Source organism: Cohnella zeiphila, assembly GCF_014212055.1.
GTDB classification, from domain to species: Bacteria; Bacillota; Bacilli; order Paenibacillales; family Paenibacillaceae; genus Cohnella; species Cohnella zeiphila.
Window position 1 is genome coordinate 92,945 of sequence record NZ_JACJVO010000016.1, and the last position, 26,939, is coordinate 119,883.

The window sequence follows — 26,939 nt, forward strand, 5'->3', positions numbered from 1 at the left end:
GATGAAAAACAAAACGCCCGCTCGTCGGCAGGCGCTGGTTCGATTGTGCAGGAGCCGGTTCCTTAAACCGACTTGCTGCGGCGGCGAATGAACTGATACATGAAGTAAACGACAAGCAACGCGAGCGCGATCAGTATGGCCGGCTGCACGTACGGCGCGGCTTTCTCGTCGATATTCTCCCACTGGGAACCGAGCGTCTTGCCAAGCCAGATAAACAGGATCGACCAAGGCAGGGAGGCGGCCACCGTCAGAATCGTGAATTTGGTCAGGTTCATCCGCGCGATGCCGGCCGGAATGGACACGACCTGGCGCATGACCGGAACGAATCGCCCGGTAAACACGATGATCGGGCCGTATTTGTCGAACCATTTTTCCGCGAGATCGATATGCTTCGGCTTTAAATGCAGAAATTTTCCAAATTTATCCAGAAAAGGCCGCCCGCCGTAGCGCCCGATCGCATACAGCAGCCATTGCTGCAAAATGGCGCCAATCGTACCGCACAAAACGGCAACCCAAAAGTTGATATCGCCCTTTGATACCAGGTACCCGCCGTAAGCGAGAACGACTTCGCTCGGGATCACCTCGATCGCGAGCCCGATAATGATTCCGAAATAGCCCAGGCTCTCAATCCAACTTAACAGCTGGCTCAGCCACTCGTGCAGCGTATCCATCATCCTCGCTCTCCCACTCCCCGTTCTTTTTTGTAACTATATTTGGCCCCTGCGAATGGCAAGCCTATTCTATCATAAGGGGGCGGACGCCGCGATTGCAAATCTGCCGGAAAAGGCTTGTCATGAGCGGACGGGCCCCGGCATACATTCTTAATGGACAAGAAAACGCTAAGAGGAGAGCAGGCCATGAACAGAGTCTTTTTTATCAGCAAAAGAAGGCTGCAATGGTATTTGATTCTGGCGGTGGCGGTCGTATTGGTCGGTGCATATGTCGGCTGGCAGCAGTCGAAACCCGCTTTGGCCCCGATCGGGGGCGGGCCTCAGGTCCAGCAAGTGAAGACCGTCGAGTTCAACATGACGGACTCGAGCGGCAAACAACAGGAGGGTTACCGTTTCGATCCGGGAACCATCGTCGTGCAAAAAGGGGTAGAAGTCGAACTGCGGTTAAGCGGCGTCAATGGGGAGTCTCACCCTTTCGAGATTCAGGGGCTGGGCGTTTCCGGCGAAATCGCCAAGGGCAAAACGACGATCGTCAAATTCACTCCGAAGCAAGCCGGCACTTACCCGATCATCTGCACGACGCATACCGATCCGCCGATGGTCGGCTATCTCGTCGTTCAGTAATCTGACATTTACCAGAATCGCCCCGCTCTTCGGCGGGGCTTTTCGATGTTTGAGGGCAGGACGCTTTAGCAGTTCAACTGTTGCGCTTCTTTCGGCGAATTGTCGCTTCGAGTGCCGGTGTGGTATGGTTGGCGGGCCTATTCCGAACTTCCCTTTGTGACCCTCTTCTCCGCGCCCGCATAAAGTATGGCGGGAGAGGATGACAGATGAGAACCGGACAGCCGAAGCACGAAGCCCCGCTGCCCAGCCTTCGGAGCATCCGCAGAGCGTGCGGCGTCGAGTTGTACCGTACCGTGAAGCGGCTCCGCCAGTACGTTCCCGCCGAGCTGGTCAAGCAAGCGGAAGAACAATACGTCAAAAAGGTCGTCGCCAACCTGCTCTGGATTCATGAAAATCGCAGCGATCGCAAAAAGCTGGCGGATTGGTGGGAAAAAGAAGTATGCGGAGAAATCGCCGAACTTTGGAGCGTGGACTCCGATTCGTTAGCCTCAGCCTTCCGCTCGGCCTTCGGGGGTTAGGCCGGTGGCGCAGGGTCGGTGACCTACGAGAGAAGGGGACTGCCGGCCGGCAGTCCCCTTCTTCATGAATGAACGAGGCTCGGTAGGCGTCCGATTTCGGCTTAGGTGACATGTGTGTAACCTCCTTACGCTCTTGGTGCCACTTTGCCGATATCCCGATCAGGTGAGTAATCTGGTTGCTCTCTTGGCGCTACTTCACCGATATTCCGATCATGTGCGTAAGCTGGTTGCTCTCTTGGCGCTACTTCTCCGATATTCCGATCATGTGCGTAAGCTGGTTGCTTTCTTGGCGCTACTTCACCGATATTCCGATCATGTGCGTAAGCTGGTTGCTCTCTTGGCGCCACTGCGCGGTAATTTCGTTCAAGTGATGAATCGAGTTGCTCTCTTCGAGCTGCCGCGGCCCTTATCCGCCCGTGGATCATCCGGCGATGCCTAACCGCCGGAAGAGGAGAACTGCCGAAGCAGGTCGTTCGCCTGCTCCTGCCAGTCGGGAGCGTTCTCTTCGCTCGCCTCCAGCAGAATCTCCCGGGCTTCTTCCCGGCGGCCCAGCAGAATCAGCGCCCTCGCCGCGTTGACTTTGGCGCCGACGAACAGAGCCCGCTCTTTGTCGTCCCAGGGATTGTCGGTTCCCGCATACGCGTCACGGTACAACTGCCGGTAATTCTCGTAAAATTCGACCGCGCCGGCAGCCGCGACGCGGGCTTCGTCCTGCCTTCCGGCGTTCGCGAGCCGGTCGGCGAGCGACGCCATCTGCGCGATCGCCGCGTTCTGCGCCTCGCGGTCGAAGCGCGAGAGCCGCAAGCCTTCGCGAAAATGACCGCGGGCGGCGGCGGCTTTGCCCAGCTCGACATCGGTCATGCCGAGCTGCAGCTCCAACGGCGGCGAATGCGGCTCGTACCGCAGCCCCGCCGCCAGCAAGCTCTCCCTCTCCGCCGCCGGCAGGAGAGGGACGAGCTCGAGGCGAATCCGGGTCCACTCCGGATTCGCGGCCAGCGCCGCGCGCAGATGCGACTCGCGCGCGTAATTCGACGCCAGCGCGGCATCGTACTCGCGCACGGCGGAAGCGCTGCGCCAAGCCGCGGGCAGCGCCGCGGCGGCGAAGCCGAGCAGCAGCGCGGCGCACAGCGGCGCTGCCCGGCGCGGCGCCAACGCGAAGCGGCGGCGCCGGACGCCCGCGGCGTCTTCTTCCGCCGCGGGCATATGCAAGGCGAGCCAGGCGAGCAGCAGCAGCCACACGAAGCCGTACGACCAGTCGAAGTCGACGGCCGCATGGGCAAGCAATACCGCCGCCGGGCCCCAGGAGACGGCTCTGCTCCCCCACAGGCGAGCGGCGTATCCTACGAGGAACGCCAGAAGCGCCAGCAAGCCGGCCAGACCGACATCGATCAAAATATTCAAGTAACCGCTGTGAACCTCCCCGGCGGAGTACGAACTCGTCTGATACAAGCCGACGAGCATGCGCCAGCTCTCCCCCCCCGCGCCGAGCCAAGGACGGTCCCGGAACATCCGCAGTGCGTCCGCGTAGTAGATCTGGCGGGAGGCGGCGGTCTCCAGGTTGCCGTTCAGCCGCGATTCTCCCCCATCGGAAGGAATGTGTCCGCCCCCGGCCAACAGCAGATACGCCGCCGCCATCCCCAGCAGCAACAGGACGAGTCCGCCGGGAAACGAACGAATCCGATCGGCGGCGGTCTCCCAACCCGATCTCCGTCTCCAGCCGCTGCCGTCTCCGGCATCGCCGCTCCGCGGGCACAGCGCGCGGAGCGCCGGACCGCCGACGATCGTGCCGGCCGCCAGCGCCCATAGGCTCGGCCCCGGAAAGCCGGACCGCATGGCGGCGAAAGCGACGCTGGCAACGCCGGCGGAGATAGCAAGCGACAGGCCGGCTACCGCCATTCCGATTCCCCGATCGCTCCTCTTGCCCAGCGCCAGCGACAGGACGAAACCGAGCGCAAGCGCAAGCATCGCCCCCCGCGATTCCGTCAGCATCAGAGCTGAAAGGCACGGAACGAGCGCATACGCCCCATAGGCCGCTGCCCCCTTGCGCCCGGACCGAAGAAGCTGCCATTGCACCAGCGTCAGGAAGGCGACGACCGCCCCGTAAGCATTCGGGTATTGCAGGAAGCCGGCCAGCCGCGCGCCGGTCGACGCAAGCTCCGATTCGTCCGAACGGAAAATGACTTCCGGGAAGCGCAGCAAGCCCGCCCAACCGGCCCAGCCTCCGAGGACGACGAACGCCCCCGCGGCCTGAAACGCGATCCAGCCTGCCGTCCGGCGCTTCGGACTCGCCAGCGCCAAGCCGAGCAGCACCGTCCAGCAGCCGTAGGCGGTCCAACGCAGGAAGTGGTCCTCCGTCCCTTTCACCGATTCCGGATGAATCGCCAGCTGCAGCGCATAAGCCGCGGCCACCGCGAGCGGCGCCAGCATCCATGGTCTTACCCGCAGAGAGCCGACTCCTAGCGCTCCGGCCAGTCCCGCGATCGCCGCGCACCCGATCAGCGCGAGTTCAAACGGGTACAGGTCCGGGTCGAAAAAAAGGCCTTGGCGATAAGCGGACAGGCAGAGGACGAACGCCATGGCGCAAGCGATCGCAACGCCCGTTATTCGCCTGAAAAAGCCGATCATGATTTTCCTCCGGTCATCGGTTCTTCCCTATTATTTGTCCCCCACTTCCAAATAATAGCACATTCGACCCCCGACTTATAGAAAATCGCGGTTCGCCCGTTAACCTTTAACCGAGCCGGCGACGAGTCCTTTCACGATATACTTTTGCATGAAAAAAAAGAAAACGATCAGCGGAAGCATACTGAGCATGAACATCGGCAAAAGCGTGCTCCAATCCGTTGTAAATTGACCGACATTCGAGAAAACGGCTCTCGTAATGTTTTGCATTTCCGGTTTGCTGATGAACAGCACCTGAACCAAAAAATCGTTCCAGAAGCCAATAACCAAATTAATGCCGGCCGTTACCGTAACCGGGACCAATAGAGGGAAATAAATGCGCCAGAAGGTCTGCATGACCGTTGCGCCATCCATTCTCGCCGCTTCTTCAAGCTGAGGGGGAATCGTTTTGACAAAACTATAGTACAAAAAGGTTACAAATGAAATATTTGTAAATACATAAACCAAGATAACCCCTTGATAAGTATTCATCATATGAAAATCCGAGAACATTCTCATCAACGGAATGATCAGCATTTGGAACGGGATCATGATCGACGAAATAAACAGCAGATAAATAAATCGATGAAACCTGGTTCTTTTCATCACCAAAGCGTAGGCGGCCATCGAAGATACGAACAAGTTCAGAACAACGCTGGCTCCCGTGTAAATAAGGTTATTGATAAATACCCTGGGGTAGTTCATTTTGCTCCATGCCTCTTGATACGAGGAGAAGGAGAAATCTGCGCCCGGAAGCGCCATTGGAGCATGGGTGACATGCGCCGGAGACTTGAATGTATTTACCGCCAGATAGTAAAAAGGGATCAGGATGATCAGGGATAAGATCCAAAGAACGATTTCCATGATATAATCGCGCGATTTATATTTTTCATGACTTATCCTCATAACAATTTATCCTCGCGTTTGGAAAGAATTTGAAGCTGTATAAAGGATATGATCATGATGCCAATCATCATAATAACCGCCAATGCGGAGGCGTAGCCGTATCGATTCTCCGTAAAGCCTCTGTACATGAGAGCCGTTGTCAACGTCTCCGTCGCATAGCCCGGACCGCCGTTTGTCAATGCGACGATTTGCTCATAAACCTTTAACCCTCCGATCATGCCGGTCAGAGTCGTAATGGTCATGGCAGGAGCCAAAAAACTGAACGTGATATGTCGAAATGACTGAAACGGACTGGCACCGTCAATCACTGCCGACTCATACATTTCGCGCGGTATGCTCTGCAAGTTGGCTACATAGAGCATCATGGCATATCCGGTTCCCTGCCATACCGCCACGAAAATACACGAATAAATGGCGATGCGCGGGTCTCCGAGCCAATTCTGCGCCAGGAAGCCCAATCCGATGTCCTTCAACGTATTGTTGATAAGGCCAAAAGAACTGGTTGAAAAATTGAAAGACCAGACATATCCGATGATTAAGGCGCTGAAAATATGAGGCATGTAGTATACGGTTCTTAATATATTGCGGGTCTTTATTTTTGAATCCAACGCAACGGCCAGCGGAATGGCAAATGCGGACTGCAGGACAGTAAAACTAACGGCGTACAAGGTTGAATTTTTAATGGCCGCCGTCAGCCTGTCATCATGAAAGATGTCAATAAAGTTCTTCAATCCGATAAAGCTGATGGTCCTGTTGAATACCGAAAAGTCCGTAAAGCTATAAATAATCGATTTCACTGCGGGATATAGAAAAATAATCGCAAACCCCAACAGCGCGGGAAGAAGCAAAATCTCATATTCAATTGCCGATTTGAATTTCTTTTTTTTCGCGCTAATCAAGTTATGCTGCACCTCTCTCTTAAAACATAAGGTGGACGAATCCACCTTATGTTTCGGTCCCGTTATAGGAAAGCAAGATCACGGATTCAGTTGGCTTGCTACGTAATCGTCCAACTCTTTCAGGGCTTGATCGACGGTCTTGCCGCCGGCAATCAGTTCTTGATTGATCTTGAACCAAGTTCTAATGAAGGCTCCTCCGCCTATCTTTTTCAGACTTTCCCAAGGGGCATAGACTCGACCGGCCTCCAAAGCATCCGACACTCCACTCATGGAAGGATCGATTTCCGTCTCGACGCCCTTTACGGTCGGGCCGCCCTGCGAGGCTTTGATATAGAGCGCATTGCCTTCCGGCGTCATGACATAGTCCAGAAATGCAAGTGCTTCCTCCTTGTGCTTCGATTGCGCATATACCCCGAATCCGCCGCCCGAGCCGCCGACAATCCATCGATCCTGTCCTGCTTCAACGGATGGATACGGCATGGTATCGAATTCCAGGTCCGGCGCTTTCTCGTGCATGTCTGCAACCTGCCAGTTCCCCATATCGATCATGGCGACTTTACCCGCCAGGAACTCGTTGATCATATCGTCCACGGTCATGCCGAAGGAATCGGTTCCTTCATATCCGGCCTGAACGATTTTGTACCATTCCGTAAGTCCCGCTTTCCATCTTTCGGAATAGGTAGCTTTTCCCGCCTCAATATCCGGCTCGTTGATCGCACCTGTCGACAGGATGACGCCGATGGCTTCCTTCCCAAGAACGTCTCCGGCTTTATTGCCCGCTGAGATCGGTTTAATACCTGCCGCCTTTAATTTCTCGCAAACTTTGATAAATTCGTCCCATGTTTTGGGAACCTCTATGTTGTTTTCCGCGAAAATCTTTTTGTTGTACATGATGCCTTGAAACCATGTATCCAAAGGAACCTTGTAAAATTTCCCGTCGGGTTCCTGGACGCTAAGCTTTGCCGTATCCGTCAGTCTGTCGATAAACGGTTGGCCGGTCAAGTCGAGCGCGAAGCCGCCCTTGACTCTATTCGCATCTACGCCGATAATATCCGGCGCCGTTCCTGCTGCAAGCTTGGCTGCCGAGTTGTTGTTGTTGTCGTCTATATAGGTCATATCTAAAATGATATTTGGATTTTTCTTCTCGAAGTCCGCCTTAAATTCCGCAAAGAGAGCCGGGTTATGCGTCGTTTCAAAACTGATATGCACTTTGTTTTTATCTTGCTCTTCAGGCTTTGTTGAATCATTCGAACCGGAACCGTTACCGCACCCCGATAAGACGGAGAAGACGATCAAACAGCTCGACAGCAAAGCGACCGGTTTTTTCATGTAGATCCTCCTCTTTTCATTCGTAAGCGCTTTAAAATTATGTCTTATAATGCCCCCCGCTTGCGACTTTGGCGGAATCCCAGTCCCTGATCGGCGTACGGGAGGCGATATTGACGGGATTTTATCGGGAGCTTTCTTTTTCTATCGCCGCCGTACGCGAATTGATCTTCCGGATGATTTCGGGATCGAACTTGGATTTTCTGTCATAGGTGTACAAGCCGTTCACTTCCTGCTCCACGTCGTAAAGCTGGGTGTAGCAGAAGGCGCAGATCCGGGGGTTATCCAGCAAACAATCCGTCAGCCCCTTATATCTGGCGATAAACTCCTCTTCGCTCTTCGGCCTGTCCCCGTAGCCCCATGACTTGTCGTCCTTCTGCTCGGGGTTCCACCAGATGCCGCCGTATTCGCTGAGGAAATACGGCTGTCCCTCATATTTCTGCCTGTCCGGGAATGTATTGAACACTTCTCCCCCGGTCTTCATCGGCTCGTATCTGGCGGAAAATTTCTCCACATCCTGTTCATAATCATGGATGTCGAATATGTCCGTTATAACGTGATAGTTGCCGCTTGCATCGATGACAGGCCTCGTGCGATCGATCGCTTTGGTGACATGATAGACAATCCGCAGCACCTCGTCATCCTGCGCGATCCGGCTCGGACCCGCCTTGACGTCCCACGTCTCATTAAAAGGACACCATCCGATCAGGGCAGGACTGTTGAAATCCCTTTCAACAATTTCCATCCATTCCGGCAGCATTCTTTCCAGGCCCATGGGGGAGGTGATATCCAGTCCACGGCTGCCGTGTTCTCCCCATACGAGATATCCAAGCTTGTCGGCCCAGTACAGGAACCTTGGTTCGAAGATCTTCTGATGCAGCCGCGCTCCGTTAAAGCCCAAGCCGATGGAAATTTCGATGTCGTTTTTCAATGCGGCATCCGAGGGAGCCGTATAAATGCCGTCCGGATAGAAGCCTTGATCCAGAATCAGCCTTTGAAAGATGGGCTTGCCATTGATGAGAATCGCACGATCGTTCCATTTGACGGATCGCAAGCCAAAATAGCTCGATACTTTGTCAACGCATTCATTTCCATGATACAGTCGGACCTCGAGATCGTAGAGATTTGGCACTCCCGGCTCCCAGAGATGAATTTCCGCAAGCGAAAGGGTCAATTCAACCTTCTGTCCTGTAACGACCGCGCGACCGTTTCCGGCGTTCTTTGAACCGAACGTGGCTTCAGCGCTGAAGACGAAACCGTCGGCTTCTCCAATCAACGACCCTTCGATATGCAAGCAGCGATTATCAGGATCGGGGATATATTTCAACCCGGATATATAATGCCGGGGAACGCACTCCAGCCAGACCGTCTGCCAGATTCCGGTTGTTCGGGTATAATCGCATTGGTGAGAATGATACTGGGCGCTCTGTTTGCCCCTTGATTGCAAGCCTGAGCGGATATCGTCCTCGGCGCACACGGTAACGGTATTGTCTCCGGCAACCAGAAGATCTGTGATGTCTATCCAGAAGGGGGAATAGCCTCCCTGGTGCCTGCCGGCGGAAACTCCGTTGATCCAGACCTCCGCTTCATAGTCCACCGCCCCGAAATGCAGCAGGACCCTCTGCCCTTGCCATTCGGCAGGCACGTGAAACTCCCTCCTGTACCATACGGATGCCATGAAATCTTTATACTCCACGCCCGAAAGGCTGCTTTCGGGGCAGAACGGCACGATGATCTTCCCTGCAAGCCGATCCGCTGCATGGAGCTTTCTTGCCCTGCCGCTTTTGCCATGATCCATTTCGAATTCCCATTCGCCGTTCAGATTCATCCATCGGTCGCGTACCATCTGCGGCCGCGGATATTCCGGCCTTGGCACTGCTTTGTCATTCAGCATCGTGCTTCCTCCTTGAATAAGCTGTCCGATTACAATTTCATGTTAAACCCGGAATGCGCATCTTGAAATAACGGGCTTTTTGGATTTCTATTCGGATATTTGGGACTTCAATAGATATGCTTTTCTTTGTATTCGGAAGGGGTCAGGCCTTCATGCTCCTTGAATACCTTGCCGAAATGACTCGCATTTTTATATCCCACCATCTCGGCAATTTCGTAGGATTTCAGATTCGTTTCCGTCAGCAATTCTTTGGCTTTTTCCAATTTAAGCTGCGTAAGGTATTTCCAGAAGTTCTCTCCCATTTCCTTTTTGAACAAAAAGGAGAAGTAGCTCTTATTCATATTGAGGTGCTCGGCCATAATCTCCAGCGTTATATCTGACGATAAGTTGTTTTTACAAAACTTGATGGCCTTGGATATAACGGCAGACCCGCCTTCCTGCTGCTCCTGCGACAGGGACGCGATGCAATTCGCGACAAGCTTGACCAGAAAATGATGGATCTCTTTCATCGTGCCGTATTTTCTTATATCGTCGATCGTTAATTTAAAAAGACGTTGGTGTGTCTGCCAGTCCGGCATCAGCTTTGAAGTTTCGTATTTCAGGACAAGAACGATTTCAAAACAAGCCGTGTAGATACTGTCAGGATGCAAGCTGCTATTTTCAGAGAACATCTCAAAAATTTCGTCGAGGGCACCCCGTGCTTTCTCGGATGCCAAAAGATTGATCTGTTCGGCCAGTTCAACGACCTTTTTGGATATGGTACTCATAAGGTTCGTAAGATCCGTGTCCATCTCTTTCCGGCCGTCAAAGACCGTAACGGTCTCCATCCCCATATAAAATTTATTTCTTGTCGCATAAACGGCCTTTTTGTACGCGGATGGAAGATCGGATCTTGCCTTTACCGGATTGCTTATCCCTATATTCGTTTTAAGCCCCAACTTTGCCATGAGTTCGTTTTTGGCCTTTATGGCATGACCGATCAAAATATTCCCGGCGTCATTCCCGCATTGGCTTTGATAGGCTTTCATCAGAACGACAATATGATGAGGGTCGTGGTCAAAAACGATATTCGGAGAAGGATCGCAGAAAATGCTTTGGATGATTTGAACGACTTCCATGACATTATCCTTGTCGTACAGATTGACTTCGCTATCGATTTCGTTGAATTCGAATACGGCAACTCTAAAGCACCCTTCCTCGCCATCGGAAGGCAACAAGCTGTTAAGGGCCGATTCGTTCTTTTCACGCATTTTATCGGAGGTTAAGGCATAGTAGAGTCTGTCTTTTACCAATTCCCGTTTCAGATCCTTTTCCTTGTTTTCGTCGACGATGATCGTCATGACACGGGTTAAGGTATCGGCCAGCGTTTGCTCTGATACCGGTTTCAAAATGTACTCCGAAGCCCCGAATTTGAGCGATTGCTGGGCATAGGCGAAATCCCTGTACGCGCTTAGAACGATAAATTTGGCCCTCATCCCTTGGTTGTGGATTTCACGCATCAGATCGATTCCGTTCATTTCGGGCATATAGATGTCGGTAAGAATCATATCGGGAGCTTCCCGTTGGGCAATCCGGATGGCGTCCTTTGCATTGTAGGCGGTTCCTGCAATGACAAGATCGATACCGGACCTTCTGATCAATTGGCATATCGCTTCCACAATGATTTCATCGTCATCGACGATCAGTATCTTCATGATCCTTCAACCTCCTTGCTGCAGCGTTGATCATATACTTCTCGGGTATTTTAATCAGAATGCTCGTTCCCTCTCCTTCTTTGGTCTGGATCTCAAGCATTCCTTCCTCGTAATATTTCAGCTTTATTCTTTCATAGACATTGCGCAGTCCGATGCTCTTCGCATTCATATCCTTTTTCTTCATCCTCTCGTAGACATGTTCAAGCTCCTTCGGCGACATCCCTTTTCCATTGTCATGTATACGGAACGTGACAAAGGAATTTTCCAATTTGATCTCGATCTCGATCACGCAAGCTGAAGTCCGGTTTGATAATCCATGGATCAACGCATTTTCAACCAGAGGCTGCAGCAGCAATTTGGGCATCACATGAAGCTCAAGCGCTTCATCCAACTGAATGCTGTAATTCAGCCGTTTATTGCTGCCGTATTGGATCTGCAAAAAGCATTCAAGATATCGAACCTCGTCCTTGATCGATACGAAATCTTCGTTCTCAAAGAGCACATAATCCAGCAGGCTGCTTAGCATTTGGATGGTCTTTTCAATATCAGCGTTTCTGCCCAATACGGCCATGGAATGGATCAATTGCAGGGTGTTATTTAAGAAATGCGGCTGGATCTGGGCCTGCAGCGCATGGATCTCGGCTTCTTTTTGCTTGATCCTGACAATGTAATTTTCATCGATCAGTTTTTTCAGCTCATCCACCATGCTGTTGAAATATTTGCTTAGGATGCCGACCTCGTCATTGCTTTCAACCGGTACTTTGACATGATAATTGCCGATGCTGACTTCGTACATTTTATTTTTTAGTCTGGAAATCGATTTGGTGATTCTCGTCGATACGAATGCGGAAAAGTAAATGGCAATGAAAATACCCGCTATGACGATGATGGCCGTCGTGAGCCCCATTTTTTCGGATACGTGCTGCAACTCCGTCATATCTGTGATGATCAGGGTCTTCCAACCCGTGATGGGAGAAGTCGAATAGTTCACCAGAAGGTCGCCGCCATTCGAATTTTTCACGAAAGACCCTTTTTCATTGTCCAATACTTCATTCAAAAACGGCAATTGGAGATCCGTATTGATAAGTTTACTGTTCGTGTTTGCGATGATTTTGCCTTTACTATCGATGATATAGATCGTTTGAGAGTTTCTTATATTCATTTCGTTGAAAATATTGCTTATTTTTTCGATGCCGATATCGAATACCAAGGTCCCATATTGGGTTTTGCTGCTCTCCTGCCAATTTCTCACCGGGACGATGGCAGAGATGACATACTTTTCATTGGAATTGTTGTAGTAGTAATTGTTCAAATGAGGTTCGGAGAAGGAGACTTTCAGCCTGTTGCTGCTATCCGTGATAAACCAAGGCTGCTTGTAAAAATTAAAGTCTTTCCGGACGGATGACGACTTATCGGTAATGGAGAACCCGTCTTTTACCATGATAGCGTCTACAACATACTGGATCGTAAGCGGATATTGCCCGAGGATACTTTTGAGATAGCTGTTGTAGTCGACCCACTTGGGATTGTTGACGTCGTAATTTTTAACCGCTTCGCTTATGGTATCCATAGCAGCGATATTCATGGTCAATGTATTGATAAAATTAAAATACGTATCGATATTCAAACTGATTTGCTCCACTGTCTGCTTGGCTTGATTCATGATTTCATTTTTTACGGTTCTAACAGAATAGGAATAGAAAATATTTCCTTGTATGATCAGCATAATCGTGACAAGCAAGGAAAAGATAATAGCTATTTTATTTCTCAAAAGTAAATTTTTGTAATAATTTCTATTCACATTTACCGCTTTCCGCAAAGCAGAATTCAGCTTCATATGACAGTTCCCCCAGTCTTCTGTCGCTTTCCTCTAGTTATTAGACATTTGTGCACGGAATCCTTGGCGTCAATCTATGGAAAGCGCCCAAGCCGACGGGCAAAAAAAAGCCGGGCCGCTTCCGGCCCGGACGCTGTCCGCTCTTCCCGCCCATCCGCCAAAGGATGGCTTAGCTCATGCCGCGTTTTCGCGACGATTCTTCCCGGCTGATAATATGCTTCTCCACCTGGCGGCGGAGAAGGAACGCCCGCAGCGGACGGAGCATTTCCGGATCGAGAACTTTCATTTTCAATCCGTATACGAATAGCTGGTCCCTGCGCTCTCGTCTGACCATCTCCAGATCGCAAGCGAAGGTGAACCCCAGGTCGATCACCGCGCCCAGGCGCTTCGCCGCTTCCAGTTCCGGATAAGCGTCCGCCGTCACGAGGCCGACGCCGCCCAGACTGATGTCGCTGAGCATAGCCTCCAACGGGGCTGCAAGCAGCTTCACTTCGCCGCTGTCGCGAACGACGCGCATGACCCGGGCTACCCCATCCGCTTCCACGCGGTAAAATTCTCTTTTTTCCTGAAAACGCTGGCCCACGACCGGGGGCTGAATGACCGCGATGGCTCCTTCGTATTTGGCGAAGACGATCGAATGAAACGTCTGAATGCCCGCCGGCGAGTACACCGTCAGCTTGACCTTCTCCCCCAGCTCGAACAATTCGAACTCGCCGAGCTCCACTTCGAACAGCTCGCCCTCTACTTGCGTCATGACTCCGGTGGACACGAAATTCGTCTTCTCCACAACCGTCCTGCAATGAAGCAGCACCTTCAGCGACAACAATTCCTTGTCCTGGCCCGTCGATCCCTTGCCCGTCATTGCGCCCTCCCTATGTCATGATCGGCAAGCCTATTACGCGTTCATCCGGCTCGGACTTTCTCCCCGCTTGCGTTCAAGCTTGTCCGCGTACATTCGCCGGTCCGCCTCGTGCAGCAGCTCGTCCAGGTAAAGGCCGTCTTCGGGAAAAACGGCCGTTCCGACAGCAACCGAGATCGGCTTGTCCTCCTGGCGGGAGAGCTGCTCCATACGCTCCGCGATGTGGCGGTGCAGCGAGGGGGAACTCCCCCGCTCTGCGTAAGGGCTGAGCAGCACGAATTCGTCTCCGCCCCAGCGGCCGACGATCTCGCCCCGATCGGAGCAAGTCTGCAGCGCCTTGGCCAATTGGACAAGCACCCGATCGCCCGCCCCGTGGCCGTATGTATCGTTGATCGATTTGAAATCGTTGACGTCGACGAGCGTCACCGATATTTTCTTGCGGCCCCGCGTGGCCTGTTCGGAAAGGCCGGAGAAGCAGCGTTCCATGAAGCTTCGATTGAACAAGGCGGTCAGGCAGTCCCTCTCCGACTCGGCGACGACCCGGTCGTACTTGCGGCCGAGCAGCCAGCCGGGAAGAAGCAAAGCGGCCGCGAAGCCGGCCCCGGAGCAGACGGCGAACGTCCACGCGTCGGTTGCAAACGCGGACAGTGCTCCTGCCGCGGCTCCGATCGACACTGCCAGTCCGCACCCCCAGCGGCGCCCCACGTTGCCCATCCTTCTCTCCCCCATTCGATCGCCTTGTTTCCCGATCAGCTTGTCTGGGCCACGATGACCCGATTGCGTCCCTCGTTCTTCGCTTTGTATAAGGCGGAATCTGCGCGAGAAAACAGCGAGCGCAAGTATTCCTTGACTTCCACGACCTGCTGGTCGAACGTATCCACCGAGACGATGCCCATGCTGATCGTGATTCCGACCTTCTCTCGTCCCGCTTCGACTCGGTTCTCCATGACGGATTGCATAATGCGCTCGGCCAGCATTCCGGCTTGTTCCTGGTTCGTGTGGGGCAAGTAGACGGTAAACTCCTCTCCGCCGTACCGTGCCAGGATGTCGGTTCTTCTCAGGCTTGTCCGCACGGCGTCGGCCGTTCGGCGGATGACTTCGTCTCCGACAAGATGACCGTGGATGTCGTTGATCTGCTTGAAATGGTCGATATCGAACAGGAAGATGGAGAACGGAATGCGGTACCGCAAATTCAGCAGCACTTCATGCTCCAGCTGCTGCATCAAAAACCTGCGGTTATAGCATCCGGTCAAACTGTCGGTAATGGCCATCTGCTCCAGCTTTTGATTCACCCGGAACAGCTCTTCCTGGATCGTGATCAATTCCAGATTGCGCTCATGCAGCGCCTCGTTCTTGCGGTTCATCTCGTCGACGAGCTTCCGCTGCTCCGACACGTCGTGGAGCATGATGACCCGCCCCAGCGCCGATTTGGTCTCGTCCAGAACCGGGGAGATCTCGACGGACACGTATCGTTCGTCCGCCAGGCTGACGTCCGTGCGCATCCTCTCCTCCGGATGGTGACGGTAGCGATACAGAAACTCGCGGACCTCCTCCTGCGCTTCCACCGGCGCCAGGAAGGCTTCCATGCTGAAGATTCCGCCCTTGGCCGTCGACACGAACGGCCGCGCTCCCCGGTTCGACTCCAGCACTTTGCCTTCCTCGTCGATGACGACGATGCCGATCGCCATGTGATTGACGATATCCTGCTGGGCCATCGTCAGAATATCGAACATCCCGTAGCGGTAAACGGCCAGGATAAAGCAGCAGTCGGCAAGTAGAAGGCCGAGCGACATCAGCCCGGGAATGACCGGAAGCGAGTCGCGAAGCAGCACGTTGACGAGAATATCGAGCACGGCGAAGCCGGTCAGCACGAACATTCCGATCAGGGCGGCGGCGATCTGCTTGCGTTTGTTGACGGAGGAATCGTTTTTCAGCGTCTGGAACATGAAGATCAGCGTGGCGAAAAAGTAGCCCAATTGGATCAAAGCGAGCAGCCAAAAAAGCGGACCGTAACCGCGTTCCGCGTACTGCCCGTCAATCGGCCTGAAGAACCAATGCTGCGGATTCCAGACGATGGCCGCAATGCACAGAACCGAAGGAATCATGGACAGAGCGGCGCGCGCCGGCGTAAGCAGGGAGGAGCGCTGGGTCAAGAACAGAACGAAAAAAAGCCAGCCGGGACCGAGCAATCCGACTGCTGCGAAAGACATCTGAGAGAATAGCGCCTGGTACTGCGGAAGGTCGGTGGTCGAAACCGCGAACTGCCCGAGCGGCCAAAGCATCATCACAAAGTGGAACGCCAAATAGACCTTGTGCGTAAGGGTGATTCGGTTAATTGCGATGACGATCCCGAACAGGACGAACAGACATGCGAATAGAAGAAAATCAGGTCGAAAGAGTCCCAAGGCGTTCACCTTTTCACGTTTCTGTTCCCGGAAATTGTGGGACTTAATTCCTTCATTCTACCATAGTCTGGTTTTTTTCGACAATATCAATTAGATTGTATTCGATTTGTCCTCGCCGCGCAATAAGGCGGAGAGTCTGCCGTCCGCATGGTTTTCCATATACGGGGAGATGCCCAGGAAATCTCTCATTCTCGCATACTCCTCCAGCTGTTCCCGGGAGGAAGCCGGCCGGCCGGTGCGGACGGCGCGGATGAGCAGGTTCTTGGGGGTGTTCTCCATGTCGACGAATTCCAGAAGCTGCGTCCGGTAGCCGGCCAGCTCCAGCAGCTGCGCGCGGACGGCGTCGGTGACGAGCGCAGAGAAGCGCTCCTTGAGCAAGCCGTGCTTCAGCAGCGGCTTGAGCAGAGGCTGGCTGATCTGGCCGAACAGCTCGTGCTGGCAGCACGGAACCGACAGAATAACCCGCGATTCCCAGCCGATCGCCTGAAGCAGCGCCGCGTCCGTCGCGGTGTCGCAGGCGTGCAGCGTAACGACCATGTCCACCCGGCTCGTCTCGCGGTATTGCGAGATGTCCCCGACGGCGAAATGGAGCTTGTCCCAGCCAAGTCGCCCGGCAAGCCGTGAGCACGACTCGATTACGTCCTTTTTGAGATCGAGACCGTAAATCCGTACGTTTCTCCGTTCTTTGACGGACAGCAAATGATAGAGCGCGAAGGTCAGATACGATTTGCCGCAGCCGAAATCGACGATCGTCAGCTCACGGTCTTCCGGAAGCGCGGGCAGCACGTCGACGACCGTCTCCAGGAAGCGGTTGATCTGCCGGAACTTGTCGTACTTCGCTTTGACCACCCGGCCGTCTTCGGTCATGACGCCCAGCTCCGCGAGGAACGGGACCGGCTCTCCTTCCGGCAGGACGTACGACTTGGTCCGGTTGTGGACGGCCGGAGCAGCGGCCGAGCGGTCCTTGGCCGTCGGCGGACGGCGAAGCAGGGCGGGCTTGCCTTTCTTGCCGACCAGGATCTGGATGTCCTCATCCGGGGTCTTGAGCAGCGCCTGGCGGTAACCCTCCGTCAACCGGAGCATGTCCGCCGCCGCCTCGTCGGGGGCCAGATTGGCATGCAGCGCCTTGGCGCCGACCCGCCGTTCGAACTGATAGGCGAGACCGCCTTTGAGCCGAACCGGACGTACCGACACTTTGACCGCCGTGCCGTCTTCCTTGCTTCTCGGCTGGCTGAAGGTCGCCTGCAGCAGGTTTCCCTCCCGGACGATATCTTCGATCAGCTTGCTTACTTCTTCATGCTGTGTCTGCGCGCTCATTCTCATTGCCTTCCTTTCCCGATGCTGCCTCCCGTTACCGGGCCGCGTCCTTGGCGCTGTCCGTCAGCGACAGCCACTGCCTTCGCCCTTCCTCCAGCTCCTGGCGGGAGAGGCCGCCTTGCTCGAGCAAATCGTCGTCCTTTTCCGCCAGTCTGTCGTAGAACGCCGCCCCGTCCTCTTCGGTCGCCGCCCCGTCGTCGTACAGCTCGTACAATAAATTTTCCGCTTCCGCCCAATCCCCGCCGCTCTCCCGGTAGCGCCAGACGGCCCGTTTCGTCTCCGGCTCCTGCTCGAACGGAGCGAGAATCCGGATCAGCCGTTCCGACCTCTCCGTCAAGCGAAGCGCGGGGATTTCCCCCCCTTCCCGCAGGACGTAAAGCATCAGGCGCAGCGCCTTCTCGTACCGCAGCAAACCGTCCGCCTGCCGCCCCTCTTCTTCCAGGAGCTCCCCTTCTTCCTGCAGGAATGCGGCCATCATCGCCACTTGCTCCAGGTTGGGTTGGCCTCCCACGCTCAGCATTTGCAGCAGGTCTTCGTCCGACAAGCCGAGGGCGAGCCGGGTGCGCAGCCGCAATTCCCGATTCAAAAATTCGTCGATGAGGTTCATCGCTTCTTCATGCTTTTTCTGCTCTTTGAGCCCCATGATCTGCGCCAGCATGGACGTCGTCTGGGAGATCAGTCTCATCAGGTAATCGCGGCTGTACATCGGTCCCTCAACCTTCTTCCCCGTTTGATCGGACAAACGATACGATCGCTTCCGCGAAAGCTTCCGGAGCCTCCATCATCCCCATATGCCCGCAGCGGGCCAATTCTACTGCCGAAATATCGGCCCGGGATACGGGGAACCGCTTCTCCGGCGCGATGACGGCGTCCGCTTCGCCCGCCAGCAGCAGCGCGGGAACGCTCAGCCGCTCCAGCACGAAGCGGCGGTCCGGCCGCTCCTTCATGCCGAGCGCCCCGCCGATCGCGCCGAGCGGCGACGTCCCGTAGCCGATGTCCAGCGCTGTCCGCAGCTTCTCCGGCATGGACTCGCGATGCTCCGGCGCGAACAGCTTCGGGATCAGATCGTTGATATGCCCGGCGATGCCTTCCTCCGCGACGCGCTTCGCCACTTTCTCGCGCCCGGCCTTGCCCGCCCCGTCGTCGGGGAAAGTTGTCGAGTGCAGCAGTCCCAACCCGAGCAGCCGGTCTTCATAACGTTCGCTCAGAGCGAGCGCCGCGTAACCTCCCATGGAATGGCCGAGCACGAACGCCCGGTCGACGCCGAGCTCGTCCAGCAATTGGACGGCGTCTTCGGCAAGCTGTTCCATCGCGTAACTTCCCCCGGTCGCTTCCGTCTCTCCGTGTCCGCGGCAATCGGGGGCGATCACCCGGAATCTCGCCGACAGCGCGGGCAGCACGTCGTCCCAGTAGCGGCGGCTCCCGCAGTAGCCATGTAGCAGCAGTACGGGCGTTCCCCGCCCTTCGTCGGCGTAAGCGACCCGCAAAGAATTGGCCAGCTTGGCGGTAGGCATGTCGGATTCACGTCCTCTCTATGAATTACCGTTATTGTAACGAATCGGTCTCCACGAATTCAAATCGGCGCCGTCCCCCCAGCCCGCCGCGATCGCGTCCGCAATCTCCTGAGCCTGTCCGATCACATGATAAAGCGAAGCCGTCTGCAGCGTCCAATACGGCTTCGGCCCGTTCGCGCCGACGATGGCGGCCACGCTGTAGGTTCCGACCGGCGAGAACGGCTTGCCCACCGCTCTAGCCGGTTGCAGCGGCCCGGCCGCGACGGCGTACTTGCCGACGTTCTCAGACCGTCCAAGGGAAGCGTCGATAGCGACGACCGCGACTCCCTCGGGGAGCGATGCCATCACGCCGGGCAGCCGGTCCGCATCGCAAGGATGTTCCAGCGAGCCGATGACCGTGACCTTGCTAGCCGGCAGGAGCGCGCTCCGCAGCATTGTTCCGACCCACGGGCCGAGGCTGTCCCCCGTCGAGCGGTCCGTGCCGATGCACAAGAATACGATCGGCTCGCCTCGATGATTTTCCGCGACCGCCTTCAGGAAGCTCCGCATGCCTTCGGCTCCCGTGATCCGCGAGGCCGGACGGCCGCCTTCGGGCGCCTTTAGCCGCGAAGCTTCGGAGTCTATGCCTTGCGCGGAGCCGAAGCCGGATTGGGATTGCTGCCCGGTGGCTCTGTCGGGAACTCCGGAAGCTTCTTCCCCCGATCCTGGGCTTGACGACGGAGCGGCGGCCGAGCCGGCGAGGGGAGCCGACTCCCTTTGGCGCGCCGTGCCTGGATTGCCGGTTCTATCGTCGGTTATGGCGGACCCCTCCTTCTTTTTGCCGAAACGTTATGCCATCAGGGTATCACGGCAAGCCGCGGAAAGCCACTAAAACGGCCATTGGGGTCCCTAAAGGGCCGTATCGAGGCCCGGTCCCGTATGGTACAATGGGCAGGAACCGAAAGTTTGGCAAGCCGGTCCGACCCTTTCGCTTCAGGCGAAGCCGCTTGGATGATATCGATGGCGGCTGCGAAATGCTTCAAAGGAGCCGCCGCACCGTTCGCAAAGCGGAATGGTTGCCCGCGCTATTCGGCCGGTACTTGCAGAGAGGAAGAATGCGAATGGATCTGTCTCGCCCATCCCGGGAAAACGTCGAATTCATGATCGAAGAAATCAAGACCAAGCTGCGCATGGCTTCCGGCGCGGCCATGCAAGCGTCGCACTTCTCTGTCGACCGTTACGAGGATATCAAGGACATCTACGACATGGTCGTCTCGAAGGATCGCTTCAGCATCAGCGAAGTCGAGGCGCTCGTCTCCGAGCTCGGCAGGCTTCGGAATTAGCGCAGATCCGCCAGAATCGCCCGGTGCCACGGCCGGGCGATTTCAGCGCGTTTGCTTGCTTTGCTGCGAACCCTCCCGCCAACGCGATTTTTCCGCGTTATTCCGCTTCCGACCCATCTCGCCCGCCCAGTAACTCGATTTTTCCGCGTTATTTCGCCTCTACCCTGCCTCATCCGCCCAGTAACTCGATTTTTCCGCGTTATTTCGCTTCCAGTCCATCTAGCTCGTCCAGTAACTCGATTTTTCCGCCTTATTCCGCTTCCGACCTGCCTCGTCCGCCCAGTAGCTCGATTTTTCCTCGTTATTTCGCTTCCAGTCCATCTAGCTCGTCCAGTAACTCGATTTTTCCGTGTTATGGAAGAGGGCATCTTCTCCGGACCCGGAAGAAGCGGAATCGCACTTACGTCTGCGCGCCGCAGCCCAAAAAAGCCCGCTCCCCGAGCGAACCGAACGGGAAAAGCGGGCTAAATGCGAGCCGCGAAAGCCGCAACCCGAGTGCGTAGCTTACTGGAAGCCCACGCTCGCGAGAAAGCGCTCGAATGCGGCGCGGCCGGCGTCGGTGTCCTTGTAGACGCCCGAGTCGAGCAGCACGGCGCGAAACTTGTCGCCGACCGCCGCCTGAAGCAGCTTGTCGGCATCGGCCGCCGGGACGCCCGTGCCGTGGGCCCGGACAAGCTCCGCGATCCAGTCCGCGTGTTTGGCCAGCGGATGCGACGGCGCCGCGAGAGCGGCCGCGTCATAGGCGGCGCGCCCCGTCAGCAGGTCGGCGATCTGCGCCAGCTCCTGCTGCAGGCGGCCGGGCAGCACGGCCAGGCCCATCACTTCGATCAGGCCGATGTTTTCCTTCTTGATGTGGTGAAGCTCCTGATGCGGGTGAAAAATCCCGTCCGGATGCTCCTCGCTCGTGCGGTTGTTGCGCAGCACCAGATCCAGTTCATACGAGCCGTCGTCCTTCATGCGGGCGATCGGCGTAATCGTATTGTGCGGCGTATCGCCCGAATAAGCGAAGATATCCGCCGACGCGTCGCCGTACTCGCGCCAAGCGTCCAGAATGCGGCACGCCGTGCCCAGCAGTGCCGCCCGATCGGTCGCCTGCAGGCGAATGACGGACATCGGCCATTTGACGATGCCCGCCTTCACGCCTTCCTCGTTCGTGCGCCAGCCGTCGGCCGCCGCCTTTTCCATCGGGAAAACGTGCCGTCCGCCCTGGAAGTGGTCGTGGTTCAGAATCGAGCCGCCGACGATCGGCAAGTCCGCGTTCGAGCCGACGAAGTAGTGCGGAAAGCCCTCGACGAAGTCGAGCAGCCGCGCGAATGTCTCGTGCGAGATGCGCATCGGCTCGTGCTCGCCGCTCAGGACGATGCAGTGCTCGTTATAGTAAACGTAAGGCGAGTACTGGAAAAACCACGGCTTGCCCTGCAGCGTCACCGGAAGCACGCGATGGTTCTGCCGCGCCGGATGGTCGATGCGGCCCGCGTAGCCGACGTTCTCTTTGCACAGCAGGCACTTCGGATAGTGCGCCTGCTGGCCCAGCGTCTTCAGCTTGGCGATCTCGCGCGGATCCTTCTCCGGCTTGGACAGGTTGATCGTGATCTCCAGATCGCCGTAATCGGTCGAATGAAGCCAGTAGCCGTTCTTCCGGATGCGGTCCATCCGGATATAGTTCGAGTCGATGTTCAGCTTGTAAAACCAATCCGTCGCGGCGGCGATGCCTTTCTCGGCCGCCAGCGAGCGGAAGCGCGAAGCCGTCTCCGAGGGGCGCGGCATGAGCAGCCCCATGATGCGGGCGTCGAACAGGTCGCGGGACGTCACGGTATCGTCCTCGATGAGGCCGAGCGCCGCGGCGGCGTCCAGCAGCGGCTCCAGCAGCGGAGGCGCGCTGTCCGGCACGGCTTCGCTCTCATTCGCCCCGGCGGCGTCCGGTTCGGCCAACCGGAACAGATCGAGCAGGGCGTTCAGCGCCGCGTCCTCGTCGAGCGGCTCCAAGAGCCCGGCCCGCAAGCCGAAGTCGACGAGCCGCCGAAGCTGTCCCGCGACGAAAGCCGGGTCTGTCAATGATGCGTTCATATCGATGATGCCTCCCGTTTTACTTGCCGTAGCCGTGCGGATGGTTCCGATGCCACTCCCAAGCGCTGGAGATGATGTCCTTCAGCTTGTCGCGGCTCGGCTTCCAGCCGAGCTCCGTGCGGGCTCGGTCCGACGAGGCGACGAGCACGGCCGGGTCGCCGGCGCGGCGCGGCTCTATTTTCGCCGGGATCGGGTGGCCGGTCACTTCCCGCGACAGCTCGATTACTTGCTTGACGGAGAAGCCGGTCCCGTTGCCCAGGTTATAAATGGCGCTCTCGCCGCCTTGGCGCAGCCGGTCCAGCGCCAGCACGTGGGCGTCGGACAAGTCGCTGACGTGGATGTAGTCGCGGATGCAAGTGCCGTCCTCCGTCGGATAGTCTTCGCCGAATACGGAGATGAACTCGCGCTGGCCGAGCGCCACTTGAAGCACCAGCGGAATGAGGTGCGACTCCGGACTGTGGTCTTCGCCGATCCTGCCGCTCGCGTGCGCGCCCGCCGCGTTGAAGTACCGCAGCGAGACGAACTTGACGCCGTGGGCATGGTCGAACCAGCGGATCATTTTCTCCATGGCCAGCTTCGTCTCGCCGTAAGCGTTCGTCGGCAGCGTCCGGTCGAATTCGCCGATCGGCACCTTCTCCGGTTCGCCGTACGTGGCAGCCGTCGACGAGAACACGATCCGCTTCACGTTCGCCTTCTTCATCGCCTCCAGCAGGCACAGCGTTCCGTAGACGTTGTTATGGTAATATTTTCCCGGATTCTGCATGCTCTCCCCGACCAGCGAATTCGCCGCGAAGTGGATGACGCCGTCGATGTCGTTCTCCGCGAACACCTGGTTCAGGAACGCTTCGTCCCGCAGATCGCCGACATACAGCTTGCCGCCGAGCACCGCCTCGCGATGCCCTTGATACAGGTTGTCGACGACAACGACGTCCTCGCCCTTCTCGAGCAGCGCCGCCACCGCATGGGAACCGATGTAGCCCGCGCCGCCCGTTACCAATACCGCCATGTTACGCCTCCCCTTTCCATTCGCGCACGCCGTCTCCGATGTCGCACACGTAGAAATCGGCCTTCAGGCCGGTTGCCGCCCCGTACTTCTCCCCCACTTCCGAGATAAAACGCTCGACCGAATCCTGGTGCACGAGCGAGATCGTGCAGCCGCCGAAGCCCGCGCCCGTCATGCGGGAGCCGAGCACGCCCGGCACTTGGCGGGCCGCGTCGACCATCGCGTCGAGCTCGGCGCCGGTCACTTCATAAAGATCGCGCAGCGAGTCGTGCGAAGCGTTCATCAGCAAGCCGAAGGCGGCCAGGTCGTCCCGTTCCAGCACTTCGATCGAGCGCTTCACGCGGTCGATCTCGCACGCGACGTGGCGCGCGCGGCGGCGGACCGTCTCGTCCGGGATCAAATGCTCGTTCGCTTCGAACTCGGCGAGCGTGAGCTGGCCGAGCAGCGTCAGCTCGGGGAACGCCTGCTTCAGATCCTGAACCGCTTGCTCGCACTGCGCCCGGCGCTCGTTGTACTTCGAGTCGACCAGTCCGCGGCGCTTATTCGTATTCCCGATGACCAGCTTGTAATCTCCGGAACGGAAAGGAATGAGTTCGTACTTCAAGGTGTCGCAATCGAGGTGAATCGCATGGTCCTTCTTGCCGTTGGCGACGGCGAACTGGTCCATGATGCCGCATTTGACGCCGACGAACTCGTTCTCGGCGTGCTGCGACCAGAGAGCGATCTGCACCGTGTCGGTCGGCTTGCCTTCCATCGTCAGCAGGCCGAAGGCCGTAACGACTTCGATCGAAGCCGAGGAGGACAGGCCCGCGCCGTTCGGAATTTCTCCGTGGAACAGCATGTCGTAGCCGGCGGTCAAGCGGATTCCGCGCTGCTCCAGCTCCCACGCCACGCCTTTGGGATAGTTCGTCCAATCGTCTTTCTCGTCGAAGGCGAGCCCTTCGAGCGACACTTCCCGGGACAGCGGGAAGTTCGTCGACGCCAGGCCCAGCTTCCGGTCGCTTCTGGGGCGGATGAGCAGCGTGGTGCCGAACGTCAGCGCCGCCGGAAAAACGGCCCCTCCGTTATAGTCGGTATGCTCTCCGATCAGGTTGACGCGGCCCGGCGCATGAAAGACGCGGACGTCCGCCTCCGCGCCGCCGAAGCGGCGAACGAATTCTTGCGTAAGTTCCGTAATTTGCGGCATAAGGTTGATGTTCTCTCCTTGTGGCAAGCTGATTTTGGTATCTCCAGTATAACGATCGCGGACGATTTCGGAAAATGGCGGGATGTGTTTTTCGTATGGAGAAATGTGACTTTCGCAAGCGGCGGGAGCCGGGAGGACGTGTTACAATGGGAAAAAGCGTACGTCCGGACAGCCCTGTCCGGCCGACGGACCGTGCGCGAACGAAGAGGAGGAAGCAACCGCATGCCCAAAGCGCCGACGTACCGGATGGCTTCGAATCCGATCCATTCGGAGACCGGAGAGCCGGATGGACTGACCGTGCTGTTCGCGGGGGAAAGCCAGACCGGCCCCGAGCACCGGGTAGGGCCCAAGGTGGTCGATTATTTCCTGCTGCACCATGTCATCTCCGGGCACGGAACGTTCGCGGCCGGCGATCTAAGAATCGAGCTTCATGCCGGACACAGCTTCCTCATTCACCCGCGCCGGCTCGTCAGCTACGTCTCGGATCCGCGGGACCCTTGGCGCTACCGCTGGGTGGCGTTTACCGGCACGCAGGCGGCGGAGCTGGTGGCCCAAGCGGGGCTGGGAACCGAGCGGCCGGTCGTCGATACGGGAGCGGAGCGGGGGCCGGCCGAACGGTGCAAAAGCATCTTCGAAACGTTCCGCACCCGCAGCCGCTCGGCGTCCCTGCAAGCGGCCGGCCATCTGCATCTGCTGCTGGCCGATCTCCAGCAGGCGGCGGCGGAAGCGGACACCGCAGCGCTGAGGCCCGAGTCGCACAGCGAGGAGCTCGTCCGCCAAGTGATCGGCTACTTGTCCACCCAGTACGCAGAGCCGGTCACCATCGAGTCGATGGCCGAATCGCTCGGCTACAACCGCGCCTATCTGTCGCGGCTGTTCAAGCGGCAGACCGGAATGACGCCGATCGCCTTCCTGACGCAGGCGCGAATCGATCACGGGCGGCGGCTGCTCCGCGAGCGTCCGGAGCTGACCGTCGAGCAGATCGCCTCGTCCGTCGGCTTCCAGGACGCGCTCTACTTCTCGAAGCTGTTCCGCCGCCGCTACGGCGAGACGCCGACCGATTACCGGCAGTCCGTGCTCAGGTGAGCGCGGACGCTAGAACACCGCTTCCCAAGCTCCGGCCTCCGCGCCAGCGTCGTTGCGATAGATGCGCGGAAAGCGGGCGCGAAGCGCGGCCAGCGTCTCTTCCGAAGCCCCGCCGATCCGCTCCAGCAGAGCGATGACGACCGGCCCCCAGGCGGCTTCCGTGCCATCGGACAGGTGTACCGCGACGCCCAGCCGCTCGCGGCGCAGCCCGAAGGCGAACAGCCCCTGCGCGCCGCTCTTCGCCACAATGTTCGGGTCGGCCAGCAGCAGGCTCGCCAGCCGGCCCGGGCCCTCCACCAGCTCCGGATAGCGCCCCATCGCCGCCGTCACTCGCGCGGCCGCGGCCGCCGCCCGCGGATCGGGCGCGTCGTCCGGACAGGCGAGCCGCGCATAAGCCAGCGCGATGCCGGACAGAGGCACGGCCGCCACCGGCAGCCCGCAGCCGTCGAGGCCGAGCGCGCCGTCCGACGCGCCGGCCCATTCGCGAACACGGGCCGTAATCCGCCGCTGCGCCGGGTGATCCGGCTCGGCGTACCCTTGCAGCGGCCAGCCCTCCAGCTTGCACCAGGCCATCATGCCAAGATGCTTGCCCGCGCACGTATGATAGATTCGCCGAGGAACCTCCCCGGCTCTCGCCCACTCGTCGCGAGATTTCGCGTTCGTCGGCGCGACGGCCCGGAACACGAACGCGTCCTCGGGAATGCCTGCCCGCTCCCGCATCTCCTCCACCGCCGCCACCTGCTCCGGCAGGCCGCGCTGGGAAGCGCCCAGCATCGCGAGATGGCGCTCCTCCCAGCGGAACGCTTCCGCGACGCCTCCGAGCAGCGGCTCGATCGCCTGCAGCGGCTTGCCGGCGGAGCGCAAGTACGTCAGCGCCCGAACGTCGCCGCCGGACTGCAGCACCCCGCCGCCGTCCGCGGCCACGACGCACCAGCGCCCCTTGTGCTCATTTTCCGCCAATTCGCCTCTCGTCGCGACGACCAGAGGGACGTCGTCCGGCATCGCCGTCCATTCGCTCATTATCGCATTCCTCCGCTTGTTAGGCGTTTCCATCGGTTTTCCCGATCGCCGCCATTCGAATCCTTGGCTAACTCTTCCTGTCCGCCCGATGGTAAGATGATTGCCAACCCAAGCAGACGGGAGGACGAAA

General features: G+C 57.4%; 23 protein-coding genes. 4 read left to right on the forward strand and 19 right to left on the reverse strand.

Annotated features, from left to right (window positions below):
• Nucleotides 1-62 precede the first annotated feature (62 nt).
• Complete coding sequence (uptA, locus tag H7C18_RS13550; protein ID WP_185129714.1) at nucleotides 63-671, reverse strand: undecaprenyl phosphate transporter UptA; 609 nt, start codon at nucleotides 669-671, stop codon at nucleotides 63-65.
• A gap of 186 nt (nucleotides 672-857) precedes the next feature.
• Between uptA and H7C18_RS13555 the strand changes: the two genes are divergently transcribed.
• Both H7C18_RS13555 and H7C18_RS13560 read left to right on the forward strand, forming a co-directional pair.
• Nucleotides 858-1,295 (forward strand): cupredoxin domain-containing protein, encoded by a 438-nt coding sequence (locus H7C18_RS13555; protein ID WP_185129610.1) that lies wholly within the window; start codon nucleotides 858-860, stop codon nucleotides 1,293-1,295.
• 206 nt (nucleotides 1,296-1,501) lie between these two features.
• Nucleotides 1,502-1,813, forward strand: coding sequence for a dehydrogenase (locus H7C18_RS13560; RefSeq protein WP_185129611.1), 312 nt, complete (start codon nucleotides 1,502-1,504; stop codon nucleotides 1,811-1,813).
• A 435-nt stretch (nucleotides 1,814-2,248) separates the two neighbouring features.
• On the opposite strand, the gene H7C18_RS13565 is transcribed toward H7C18_RS13560, so the two are convergent.
• The 14 genes from H7C18_RS13565 to yyaC all read right to left on the reverse strand — a co-directional run bounded on the left by H7C18_RS13565 (nucleotide 2,249) and on the right by yyaC (nucleotide 19,674).
• Nucleotides 2,249-4,438 carry an O-antigen ligase family protein gene (locus H7C18_RS13565; RefSeq protein ID WP_185129612.1) on the reverse strand — a complete coding sequence of 730 codons (2,190 nt, stop codon included), beginning with the start codon at nucleotides 4,436-4,438 and terminating at the stop codon, nucleotides 2,249-2,251.
• 99 nt (nucleotides 4,439-4,537) lie between these two features.
• Nucleotides 4,538-5,380 (reverse strand): carbohydrate ABC transporter permease, encoded by an 843-nt coding sequence (locus H7C18_RS13570; protein WP_185129613.1) that lies wholly within the window; start codon nucleotides 5,378-5,380, stop codon nucleotides 4,538-4,540.
• Nucleotides 5,377-6,279, reverse strand: coding sequence for a carbohydrate ABC transporter permease (locus tag H7C18_RS13575; RefSeq protein WP_185129614.1), 903 nt, complete (start codon nucleotides 6,277-6,279; stop codon nucleotides 5,377-5,379). The genes H7C18_RS13570 and H7C18_RS13575 overlap by 4 nt, the downstream gene beginning before the upstream one ends.
• Before the next feature lie 78 nt (nucleotides 6,280-6,357).
• A complete protein-coding gene (locus H7C18_RS13580) occupies nucleotides 6,358-7,608 on the reverse strand; it encodes an ABC transporter substrate-binding protein (RefSeq protein WP_185129615.1) in 1,251 nt (416 codons plus the stop codon).
• A 121-nt stretch (nucleotides 7,609-7,729) separates the two neighbouring features.
• A complete protein-coding gene (locus H7C18_RS13585; RefSeq protein ID WP_185129616.1) occupies nucleotides 7,730-9,499 on the reverse strand; it encodes a glycoside hydrolase family 2 protein in 1,770 nt (589 codons plus the stop codon).
• 107 nt (nucleotides 9,500-9,606) lie between these two features.
• The gene (locus tag H7C18_RS13590; RefSeq protein ID WP_185129617.1) at nucleotides 9,607-11,193 is read right to left on the reverse strand and encodes a response regulator transcription factor; all 1,587 of its coding nucleotides are present in this window, start codon (nucleotides 11,191-11,193) and stop codon (nucleotides 9,607-9,609) included.
• Nucleotides 11,171-13,030, reverse strand: a complete 1,860-nt coding sequence (locus tag H7C18_RS13595) for a cache domain-containing sensor histidine kinase (RefSeq protein ID WP_185129618.1) — start codon at nucleotides 13,028-13,030, stop codon at nucleotides 11,171-11,173. The genes H7C18_RS13590 and H7C18_RS13595 overlap by 23 nt, the downstream gene beginning before the upstream one ends.
• Nucleotides 13,031-13,199: 169 nt before the next feature.
• Entirely contained in the window at nucleotides 13,200-13,892 is a 693-nt protein-coding gene (locus H7C18_RS13600) for a PilZ domain-containing protein (RefSeq protein ID WP_185129619.1), read from the reverse strand.
• Between the two features lie 33 nt (nucleotides 13,893-13,925).
• Nucleotides 13,926-14,603: a GGDEF domain-containing protein gene (locus H7C18_RS13605; protein ID WP_185129620.1), complete on the reverse strand. Its 678-nt coding sequence runs from the start codon at nucleotides 14,601-14,603 to the stop codon at nucleotides 13,926-13,928.
• Between the two features lie 35 nt (nucleotides 14,604-14,638).
• Entirely contained in the window at nucleotides 14,639-16,294 is a 1,656-nt protein-coding gene (locus H7C18_RS13610) for a histidine kinase N-terminal 7TM domain-containing diguanylate cyclase (protein ID WP_238357674.1), read from the reverse strand.
• A 90-nt stretch (nucleotides 16,295-16,384) separates the two neighbouring features.
• Nucleotides 16,385-17,611, reverse strand: coding sequence for a class I SAM-dependent methyltransferase (locus H7C18_RS13615; protein ID WP_185129621.1), 1,227 nt, complete (start codon nucleotides 17,609-17,611; stop codon nucleotides 16,385-16,387).
• 34 nt (nucleotides 17,612-17,645) lie between these two features.
• Entirely contained in the window at nucleotides 17,646-18,317 is a 672-nt protein-coding gene (locus tag H7C18_RS13620; RefSeq protein WP_185129622.1) for a DUF6483 family protein, read from the reverse strand.
• 7 nt (nucleotides 18,318-18,324) lie between these two features.
• Nucleotides 18,325-19,125: an alpha/beta fold hydrolase gene (locus tag H7C18_RS13625; RefSeq protein WP_185129623.1), complete on the reverse strand. Its 801-nt coding sequence runs from the start codon at nucleotides 19,123-19,125 to the stop codon at nucleotides 18,325-18,327.
• An 18-nt stretch (nucleotides 19,126-19,143) separates the two neighbouring features.
• Nucleotides 19,144-19,674 (reverse strand): spore protease YyaC, encoded by a 531-nt coding sequence (gene yyaC, locus H7C18_RS13630; protein ID WP_185129624.1) that lies wholly within the window; start codon nucleotides 19,672-19,674, stop codon nucleotides 19,144-19,146.
• A 551-nt stretch (nucleotides 19,675-20,225) separates the two neighbouring features.
• Between yyaC and H7C18_RS13635 the strand changes: the two genes are divergently transcribed.
• The gene (locus H7C18_RS13635; protein ID WP_185129625.1) at nucleotides 20,226-20,447 is read left to right on the forward strand and encodes a DUF1128 domain-containing protein; all 222 of its coding nucleotides are present in this window, start codon (nucleotides 20,226-20,228) and stop codon (nucleotides 20,445-20,447) included.
• A gap of 504 nt (nucleotides 20,448-20,951) precedes the next feature.
• Here H7C18_RS13635 and H7C18_RS13640 read toward each other — a convergent pair.
• From H7C18_RS13640 to H7C18_RS13650, 3 genes are read right to left on the reverse strand one after another with little or no spacing between them, the layout of a single operon-like run.
• Nucleotides 20,952-22,514 carry a UDP-glucose--hexose-1-phosphate uridylyltransferase gene (locus tag H7C18_RS13640; RefSeq protein WP_185129626.1) on the reverse strand — a complete coding sequence of 521 codons (1,563 nt, stop codon included), beginning with the start codon at nucleotides 22,512-22,514 and terminating at the stop codon, nucleotides 20,952-20,954.
• A gap of 19 nt (nucleotides 22,515-22,533) precedes the next feature.
• Entirely contained in the window at nucleotides 22,534-23,520 is a 987-nt protein-coding gene (galE, locus tag H7C18_RS13645) for a UDP-glucose 4-epimerase GalE (protein WP_185129627.1), read from the reverse strand.
• A gap of 1 nt (nucleotide 23,521) precedes the next feature.
• On the reverse strand, nucleotides 23,522-24,703 hold the full coding sequence (locus tag H7C18_RS13650) for a galactokinase (protein ID WP_185129628.1): 1,182 nt from the start codon (nucleotides 24,701-24,703) through the stop codon (nucleotides 23,522-23,524).
• 222 nt (nucleotides 24,704-24,925) lie between these two features.
• Between H7C18_RS13650 and H7C18_RS13655 the strand changes: the two genes are divergently transcribed.
• On the forward strand, nucleotides 24,926-25,789 hold the full coding sequence (locus H7C18_RS13655; RefSeq protein WP_185129629.1) for an AraC family transcriptional regulator: 864 nt from the start codon (nucleotides 24,926-24,928) through the stop codon (nucleotides 25,787-25,789).
• 9 nt (nucleotides 25,790-25,798) lie between these two features.
• Here H7C18_RS13655 and H7C18_RS13660 read toward each other — a convergent pair whose 3' ends face one another.
• Nucleotides 25,799-26,809, reverse strand: a complete 1,011-nt coding sequence (locus H7C18_RS13660) for an asparaginase (RefSeq protein ID WP_185129630.1) — start codon at nucleotides 26,807-26,809, stop codon at nucleotides 25,799-25,801.
• Nucleotides 26,810-26,939: the final 130 nt, after the last annotated feature.

Coding starts and splice junctions, on each gene's coding strand:
- uptA (WP_185129714.1), bottom strand. CDS start 671: ATGGATACGCTGCACGAGTGGCTGAGCCAGCTGTTAAGTTGGATTGAG.
- H7C18_RS13555 (WP_185129610.1), top strand. CDS start 858: ATGAACAGAGTCTTTTTTATCAGCAAAAGAAGGCTGCAATGGTATTTG.
- H7C18_RS13560 (WP_185129611.1), top strand. CDS start 1,502: ATGAGAACCGGACAGCCGAAGCACGAAGCCCCGCTGCCCAGCCTTCGG.
- H7C18_RS13565 (WP_185129612.1), bottom strand. CDS start 4,438: ATGATCGGCTTTTTCAGGCGAATAACGGGCGTTGCGATCGCTTGCGCC.
- H7C18_RS13570 (WP_185129613.1), bottom strand. CDS start 5,380: ATGAGGATAAGTCATGAAAAATATAAATCGCGCGATTATATCATGGAA.
- H7C18_RS13580 (WP_185129615.1), bottom strand. CDS start 7,608: ATGAAAAAACCGGTCGCTTTGCTGTCGAGCTGTTTGATCGTCTTCTCC.
- H7C18_RS13585 (WP_185129616.1), bottom strand. CDS start 9,499: ATGCTGAATGACAAAGCAGTGCCAAGGCCGGAATATCCGCGGCCGCAG.
- H7C18_RS13590 (WP_185129617.1), bottom strand. CDS start 11,193: ATGAAGATACTGATCGTCGATGACGATGAAATCATTGTGGAAGCGATA.
- H7C18_RS13595 (WP_185129618.1), bottom strand. CDS start 13,030: ATGAAGCTGAATTCTGCTTTGCGGAAAGCGGTAAATGTGAATAGAAAT.
- H7C18_RS13600 (WP_185129619.1), bottom strand. CDS start 13,892: ATGACGGGCAAGGGATCGACGGGCCAGGACAAGGAATTGTTGTCGCTG.
- H7C18_RS13605 (WP_185129620.1), bottom strand. CDS start 14,603: ATGGGCAACGTGGGGCGCCGCTGGGGGTGCGGACTGGCAGTGTCGATC.
- H7C18_RS13615 (WP_185129621.1), bottom strand. CDS start 17,611: ATGAGCGCGCAGACACAGCATGAAGAAGTAAGCAAGCTGATCGAAGAT.
- H7C18_RS13620 (WP_185129622.1), bottom strand. CDS start 18,317: ATGTACAGCCGCGATTACCTGATGAGACTGATCTCCCAGACGACGTCC.
- H7C18_RS13625 (WP_185129623.1), bottom strand. CDS start 19,125: ATGCCTACCGCCAAGCTGGCCAATTCTTTGCGGGTCGCTTACGCCGAC.
- yyaC (WP_185129624.1), bottom strand. CDS start 19,674: ATGCGGAGCTTCCTGAAGGCGGTCGCGGAAAATCATCGAGGCGAGCCG.
- H7C18_RS13635 (WP_185129625.1), top strand. CDS start 20,226: ATGGATCTGTCTCGCCCATCCCGGGAAAACGTCGAATTCATGATCGAA.
- H7C18_RS13640 (WP_185129626.1), bottom strand. CDS start 22,514: ATGAACGCATCATTGACAGACCCGGCTTTCGTCGCGGGACAGCTTCGG.
- galE (WP_185129627.1), bottom strand. CDS start 23,520: ATGGCGGTATTGGTAACGGGCGGCGCGGGCTACATCGGTTCCCATGCG.
- H7C18_RS13650 (WP_185129628.1), bottom strand. CDS start 24,703: ATGCCGCAAATTACGGAACTTACGCAAGAATTCGTTCGCCGCTTCGGC.
- H7C18_RS13655 (WP_185129629.1), top strand. CDS start 24,926: ATGCCCAAAGCGCCGACGTACCGGATGGCTTCGAATCCGATCCATTCG.
- H7C18_RS13660 (WP_185129630.1), bottom strand. CDS start 26,809: ATGAGCGAATGGACGGCGATGCCGGACGACGTCCCTCTGGTCGTCGCG.